At 45.1% G+C, this 6,536-nt stretch carries 6 protein-coding genes and 1 pseudogene; all 7 read right to left on the reverse strand.

Annotated elements, in window-relative coordinates; translation table 11 throughout:
• Positions 1–752, reverse strand: a 752-nt coding sequence (locus tag PLA23_RS09135; RefSeq protein WP_324474935.1) for a hypothetical protein, incomplete at its 3' end; no start/stop codon positions are given.
• 3 nt (positions 753–755) lie between these two features.
• Positions 756–2,360, reverse strand: coding sequence for an archaellar assembly protein ArlJ/FlaJ (gene arlJ, locus PLA23_RS09140; RefSeq protein ID WP_324474937.1), 1,605 nt, complete (start codon positions 2,358–2,360; stop codon positions 756–758).
• A gap of 4 nt (positions 2,361–2,364) precedes the next feature.
• Positions 2,365–4,227, reverse strand: coding sequence for an archaellum flagellar ATPase motor FlaI (gene flaI, locus PLA23_RS09145; RefSeq protein ID WP_324329661.1), 1,863 nt, complete (start codon positions 4,225–4,227; stop codon positions 2,365–2,367).
• A gap of 2 nt (positions 4,228–4,229) precedes the next feature.
• The gene (gene arlH, locus PLA23_RS09150; RefSeq protein WP_324329659.1) at positions 4,230–4,997 is read right to left on the reverse strand and encodes an archaellum protein ArlH; all 768 of its coding nucleotides are present in this window, start codon (positions 4,995–4,997) and stop codon (positions 4,230–4,232) included.
• Positions 4,998–5,142: 145 nt separating this feature from the next.
• A complete protein-coding gene (locus PLA23_RS09155) occupies positions 5,143–5,607 on the reverse strand; it encodes a hypothetical protein (RefSeq protein ID WP_324474939.1) in 465 nt (154 codons plus the stop codon).
• A gap of 2 nt (positions 5,608–5,609) precedes the next feature.
• Complete coding sequence (locus tag PLA23_RS09160) at positions 5,610–6,092, reverse strand: archaellin family protein (protein WP_324329655.1); 483 nt, start codon at positions 6,090–6,092, stop codon at positions 5,610–5,612.
• Between the two features lie 8 nt (positions 6,093–6,100).
• Positions 6,101–6,536 (reverse strand): annotated as a pseudogene (locus PLA23_RS09165) (hypothetical protein); the annotation flags it as partial.

Raw genomic sequence — 6,536 nt, forward strand, 5'->3', positions numbered from 1 at the left:
ATATCAATCGTGCTTGAATAGATGGCATCAATCTCATCCGGCCCCTGATCATCATCCAGAATGATCTCTTCTTCCTCGTCATGGGTTGCGATATCCATCTTCTTCACATCAGAATCAGATAGAATATCCGGCATTACTTCCCCTTCCCCATACGGTGTCCGGATATTATCAAACTCCGGGTTTACTGAATCCAATTCTGCATCGATATCAAGACTATCATCAAGATCCAGACCTTCAAGAAGATCTGCATCGAAAGTTACATCATCAACCTTCCCTTTCTCGGCTCCTGAGCCGGGCTCCTCTATGACCTCCTCTTCATTACCGGCCTTTTCAGCCTTTTGAGCGGTTTTCTTCTCCTTTCCCTTCTTCTCTTCCCGGCCTTTTTTCTTTTCATCACGCGGTTTCTCTGACCGTGACGGCATCTTAATCGCAGGCAGGGAGATTGAGGGCATCTTTATCTTTCCGGATAGTGAAGAGAATACACCCGGTCCTTTTGCTTTCTCTTTTCCCTTCTCTTTTGGAGGTTTTTCTTTTTTTGGTTTTTTCGGGCGGTTTTTCAGCCAGTACCGGATATCACGGATTAACTCAGACAGGATAATCGTCCCGGTGATGACCAGCAGGATGATGGTAATCCCGATAACACCCATCATCAGGTACAGAACTGGAATATCAAAGATGAGAAGAATTGAACCCCCAAGAACAATTGCTATAAATATGACGAGCCGCCGGGTAGAGTCTGAGAGTTCAACCATCGCTTATACACCTTCAAAGACGGGAATCATAAAGAATATTCCGGTTATGATGGGAGCCACTATGTAAAGGAGTCCGGATACAGAACAGATAAGACTTGTATAAAAATATATTAATGCATTATCCCCGCCCGAAACAATCTTCCCTGCAATAACATTGGAGATCGTAAGCATCGTGATGATGATGATCACATAAAACCCAATGGCATCCTTGTCAAAATTCGAAAAGACAAACATACTCCCCCCCAATGCTCCTGCAATGGAGGCACCCTGACCAGATGATAATGCAGCTCCGGCCTCTCCCAGTGAGGACATTTTTTCACCGATCGCATCAGCCATAACGACGAGAATATTATAGAGAAACAGGAAGATGGCAACCATCATCGCATGCATCGGGACCAGGAGGGTCATAAAACCCATTGAAATGGTATGCCGGTGATCACGGAGCAGGACCTGGTCCAGCATGGATGAACTGACAATCTGACCGATCGCATCAGCCTTCCCACCCAGCTTGAGCGCATCCCGGTAAATATTCAGGTACTTATAAATCAGGTAGCTCCCGCCGTCATTGATGAACCGCTGCCAGGATCTGTCTTCGTCAAGTCCAAGGTTTAATTTTGAAAAGACTGCATTTATGAGGGGTTCAAGATAGGGGAGGGATTTTTTGTCGATCTCCTGTATCGCTGGAGCGATGGTGGTGCCTTTTCCTCCCTGAATCGCGCCAACGCCTTTGATAAAGGTTGGGAACTCGGTGTCCCGAAGGGTGATATTTCCATCGTCAATAAAGGCAATCACTCCGAGTGGAAAGAGAAGCATACCAATAAGCATCAGAACAAGGCCAAAATTCATCCCAAGCAGCAGCAGTAATATGACAATGACACAGAGGATTGGAACAACCTTCTTTTCCATCCGGTGGATCATATTCTGCTCCGGAGATCCCTGCGGGAGGCGGTGGGTCTTCGGGTCAGCCGGGACTGCCTTATACATGGTAATAATACCCAGCACTGAAATCCCGCCGATCAGAATATAGGAGGTCATCAGGGTGCCCTGGATATTATCCGGCGCATAAATCGCGATAGACACCATGATGATAATACCAACAAGAGCACCGGAAAAAAGCATCGAGATATACGCATCTCCCCACTTCTTCAGCATCTCAATGCCCTGCTCATACGTTGATTTATAGATATTGCGTATGGTATCAAGTTCACGGGTCAGATAATCGCTGTCAGGAACTCCTGACTCGATCGCATTTGCATACCGGTTGATCATCGAAAACAGCATCTCGTTCTCAATTTTTTTTGCAACGTTGGAAAGGGCCTCCACATAACTGTACCCCCATCTCTTCACAAGCAGATCAGCGCGGCGGATATACTTCGTTGATACATACTCAGAGCGGGAGCCGGTATATGCAAAGATCTCAGGTCGTGACGCATCTGCGGTGATTATCGCAGCCATATAGGTCAGCATGAAGAGGAGATCTGACCCCATGTACTTGTCTTCAATGAAGAATTTGTAAAGCCGTGCATAAATTGAGGCATACAAATCCTCAAACGGTAGTTTACCCTGGTTTGATGCACGCAGTTTATCCAGAAAACCATCAAATGCCATGAGATCAGATGTCGATATTCAATAGACCCTGTTTTTTCAGCTTTGTAATCATATTAAAGAGTTCAATAAAATCAGTATATCCTGCTTTATGGAGTCGTTCCAGGATCTTTGCCCGTTTCTCAACCTCCATGTACATCTGGGCCTTTTTGTGCTCCGGTATACCAAGCATGGTGGCAATCTTATTTTCAAGCAGATAACTTGACCCTTTTCCGGTAAACTCATGTGTATCGGTAACAGGGTCCCAGGTAAACACTTCGACAAAGGAGAAACCACCACTTTGTGCGTCATACCCGACCAGTTCTGAAACATTCAGCTGACGCCGGACCATTGCCCCATCAGGACGTCTGACTGCACTCTGAATGACAACGAGGTTGAGGTTATCTATGAATGTCTTGGGGATCAGAATGGGATCACCGGTCAGTCGTTGAATCAGCTTTTCCACCGTTGCAGCGTGGAAGGTGCTCATGACCGGGTGACCGGTCTGCATCGCACCAAATGCGACCGCTCCCTCAACCCCACGAATCTCACCGACCATGATCATGTTTGGACGCTGACGAAGCGCTGCACGAAGCAGGTCAAACATAGTCACATCTGCCCCCTCACCTTCCCCTTTTCCCTTTCCTTTTGATACTTCACGGGTCCAGTTTTTATGCGGAATGATAAGTTCAGGGGTATCCTCAATGCTGACGATCTTCGACTCGGGGGAGATGAAAGTGGTAAGGGCATTCATGGAGGTTGTCTTACCGGATGCGGTCTCACCTGACATAAAGAGTGACATCCCGTTCTCGATACAGATCCAGAGATATGCAGCAAGTGCATAGCTGCAGGTCCCAAACTCGACCAGTTTGGTGATGGAGATGACATCATCCATCGCTTTTCGTATGGTGAAGTTACTTCCCTTACGACTGATCTCAGTTGAATAAACGATATTGATACGTGACCCGTCCGGAAGCGTTGCATCAACGATCGGATTTCTATAAGTAATCGGACGGCGTGACTTTTCAGCAAGCTTAATGCAAAAATCATCCAGAGCAGCCTCCTGATCAAACCCGACGACTGATTTCAGTCCCTTAAAGATCTTATGTTCAATAAAGATAGGGCCAAGACCGTCACAGGTGATATCCTCAATAAAATTGTCTGCAATAAACGGATAAAGAAGCCCGACATCAATCTTGTCCCGGATCATCTGGTATTCAATTGCTTCAAACTCCTGGGGAGTGACAATGATACGCCCGTCGGCAAGATGAGGGACATCTGCAAATAATCGTTCTGCACCCGGCTCCTCCTTGGCGGTGAGATCGGTGGTAAGAAATGTCTTAATCTTATCACCAAACCCTTTCGGGCCCTCAATCTTGAGGAGGGCCGGATCGATGGCTTCCCCCGGCTTTTTGATATACAGGACCTGCCGTAACAGTCGTTTTAATACCGAAGTCCGTTCTTCAGGAGTAACGGGATCTTCCTCGAGCGCATCAAGCAGATCAACGAGCCGGTACTCAATAGCCGGAAGTAACCGCCCGATGTTATGCATGAACGAGGGTTCGATGGGGATGTAAAAATTCCTCACATCATTGGGATCAAAGAATATATGAATGAAAATGGGAGGTTTAGCCGGATAAATGAGGTTGGGATCCTTAATTCCCTTTAAATCACGTTTCAGCTCAGAGAAGAAGAGAGGAATTCCGAACTCATCCACCGGAAAGATGTGCAGGTATTCAAGCAGGTGCGGATAATTCCGGGCATATTCTTTTGCATTTGCAGGAAGCATCCGGTACAGTGCGCAGGATTCAGGATTGAGAATACACTCTTCAGTATCATGACTTTCAGCCTCCTGGAAAGGTATTTTACCCTGGATCTGCAGACGTGTCATACTCAGACTTTTGCGACTGATACCGGAATAATCTTCATCCCATACCCGGGATGGACTTCAAAGCTGACAAGGTTACCAGTGGTCTTTCTGGCACCTCTGACCTTGACCACTTCAAGAACCATAACATACTTATCACCCATGAGTTTTCTCATCAGGAGCAAATGTGCATCACAGATGGACCTGACCCGGGTGAGGACCTCATCGGTAAATGCATAACTATGCATCGTAATCAGAATTGTTTTTCCCTGATCGCAGATGTTCTTTGCCTGAGTCAGGAATGAGAGAACTGCTTCATTTGTTGTATATTCCGTAAATATTGTTAATGAATCAATAATGGCAACATCGGTATTGCTGAACTTGACGTGTGTGATAATCCGGTCAAGGATATCATTCATGGCATCAGGGGTCCATTTGAACTCTACCAGGTGGCAGTGAAAGAGCCGGATATATCCCCAGGCAAAGAAGTCGGATATGTCAAGGGACATCGACTCCATCTGGGTCAGAAAACTTTTCGTCGTCAATTCTGTCGAGAAGAGATCAACGCGGAGGTTATTATGCATACTTCCCCAGATAAACTGCTGGGTGAGGACTGATTTTCCGGTATCGTTCTCTCCCTCAATGAGCGTGAGTGAGCCGAGCGGAAGACCATCAGCTATTTTTTTATCGATTTCTGCGTTCCCTGTCGTGAGGATCTTCCGTTCTTCCTTCCCAAGGAGGTCGGCTATGTCTCCCCGTGCTTCCTCGCCTGCTGTGAGATCTAATTCTGCCATGTGATGAATACCCCTTATGTATAATTCTTCTATTTGCTAATACGTGTTCTCTATTTTTTAGGTTTTTAATTAAGAGAGTTTTTTTCCTTCCTTCTTAAACATAAATTCAATTTGAAATTAACGATTTTATTGAGTTTTCTCAAAATCACGTAATAATATTTGTTGAGACGGTTATTCCATTTGAAGTAACAAATTTCGCCCAATTTGGAGTATAAGCAAGAGTGATGTTTAACTCAATCGTTTCAGAAGGATCCCAATATCCTTTATTAGTAACGTCATCAAGTATTCGTGTTGTAATATCTGATAATGAATATCTTGTTGTCACATTAGTTGCAGAATTGCAAATGAACAAATCGTACCCTGAATCCAACCTTTTAAAGGAGACGCTGCCATCGTTTAGAATATAAAGGGAAAGTTTGTTTTCTGTATCTGACCACACGTACTCATTAACTGAAATTTTTGTTTGTTGTATTGTCTCTAATACAGTCGACATTTCTATCTGAGCTCCAATTGTCGTCTCAGCAACTGTCAAGATGCCTGTCGCAATGATATATCCAGCAATAATAATTAACAACAGACTTACTGCTCCTGTAATCAGAGAAGAGGCCATAATTAATTATTTGTCGAGAAGGTAGTTGTTCGCCGAACACTATTAGGTAATGCGAAAGAAAAGTAAAGCTGAGCACCGGATGAAATCTCTGTAGGTTCTGTTAAAACAATCTCAAGAGTTTCACCAATATCCCAATACCCATCAGTGGATCCTTTCAATTCATATGAAAATCCTGTCGGATAGCTTCTCATTGATACCTGATTATTCACGCCAAAAAAAACATCTGACTTCTGTATTTCGTAAATTGAGATACGAACCGCACCAACATTTTTTAGCCAGACTTTCACTACATCTGGTGAATTATCATAAGCATACGTATTCACTATCCGAAAATCCGTTTTGAGTTTCTGCTCAGCCGACGACGATACGGTTCCGAAAGTATCACCAGCTGAAAATATCGCTGGTAGGATTGCGGTAATAAGGACAGCGGCCCCGAGGACCGCCCCTATTATCATGATTGACGATGAGATAGCTTCGCTTGCCATACCGGCAGTTACTCACGGGAGGGAATATACTCAAACTCTGAGTCATCCTCTATCAGGTTATCTGTCTCCTCAATCCGGCCGGACGGCATTGCCATCTTTCTCTTCTCAATAAGGACATCCAGCATGTCACGGTCAAGGCCAGGATCATCAGGCTGCAATATCCGATTGAGTTCATAGAGTGCCAGGACGAATTCATCGGCCTTCATCTCATGGACTTCTCCAATGGACGGGGCCATCAGACGGGCAATATCCTTTACCTGTTTGCAGTGTTCCTCGGAGATATGACCCATCTCCTTATACGACTCAAGCATGAGATCAACACGGTCATGGCCATACCGTTTGACATTATTCGCCGTCCATTCAAACAGGCTGTATACTTTCTGAATCTTCACCTTCTCACGTGGCTTTTTCTGTTTTACTGGTTCCGCAACAGGTGCCGGCTGG

Origin of the sequence: Methanospirillum sp. (assembly GCF_035406105.1) — an archaeon.
Classification (GTDB): domain Archaea; phylum Halobacteriota; class Methanomicrobia; order Methanomicrobiales; family Methanospirillaceae; genus Methanospirillum.

Bases quoted from the DNA above. Each gene is read 5' to 3' on its own strand.
- PLA23_RS09160 (WP_324329655.1), bottom strand. From the start codon at position 6,092: ATGGCAAGCGAAGCTATCTCATCGTCAATCATGATAATAGGGGCGGTC.
- flaI (WP_324329661.1), bottom strand. From the start codon at position 4,227: ATGACACGTCTGCAGATCCAGGGTAAAATACCTTTCCAGGAGGCTGAA.
- arlH (WP_324329659.1), bottom strand. From the start codon at position 4,997: ATGGCAGAATTAGATCTCACAGCAGGCGAGGAAGCACGGGGAGACATA.
- PLA23_RS09155 (WP_324474939.1), bottom strand. From the start codon at position 5,607: ATGGCCTCTTCTCTGATTACAGGAGCAGTAAGTCTGTTGTTAATTATT.
- arlJ (WP_324474937.1), bottom strand. From the start codon at position 2,360: ATGGCATTTGATGGTTTTCTGGATAAACTGCGTGCATCAAACCAGGGT.